Consider the following 574-nt stretch of genomic DNA (forward strand, 5'->3'; position numbering starts at 1 on the left):
TTCACTATATGACAGTGAACCCAAAAGTTCAATGTTTCTGTGTGAGCGCCCCGGGGTGGAACGGGATCGCTCAGCCGGCGAGCCGCCAGAAGACCGCGAGGACCGCGATACCGGCGGCGAACGCGATGAAGAGCACCACGACAGCACCGGATCGCCCCCCGCGGGAACGCTCGAGCACCCGACCGAGAAGGGCCCCGAGTACGCCGACCCAGAGCCCGGCGGCGGCTCCCGTCCAGAAGAACGGGAGGGCCGACGCCCAGAGCCCGGCGATCGACGTGATGATCGCGAACGTCGCGCCGCCGAGGACCGCGGTGGTTCCGCCGCGCACGAGGGCGAAGAGACCGACGGACATCGCGAGGCGCCGCAGTCGGTCGTCGATGGGCCACTCGGCCATGAGCGCGATCGCGAGGGGCAGTGCGCCGAGCGTAAAGACGCCGACCGCGTCGGCCAGGTGCCCGAGGGCGCCAGGAGCGACTCGGCTCGCCGGGATGATTGTCCCGATCAGGGCGACTGCACCGACGAGCGCGGCGAGGAACGATCCGAGCAGCAGCGACGCGCGCCACGAGGCCTCGCG

The 574-nt window shown here is 70.2% G+C and carries 1 protein-coding gene; it reads right to left on the bottom strand.

Translation table 11 applies throughout. From position 1 onward, the window contains the following. Positions 1-70: 70 nt before the first annotated feature. A partial coding sequence (locus AC4FQ5_RS19995) for a hypothetical protein (protein WP_491146429.1) occupies positions 71-574 on the bottom strand: 504 nt, incomplete at its 5' end.

Source organism: Chryseobacterium sp. DT-167 (assembly GCF_058310155.1).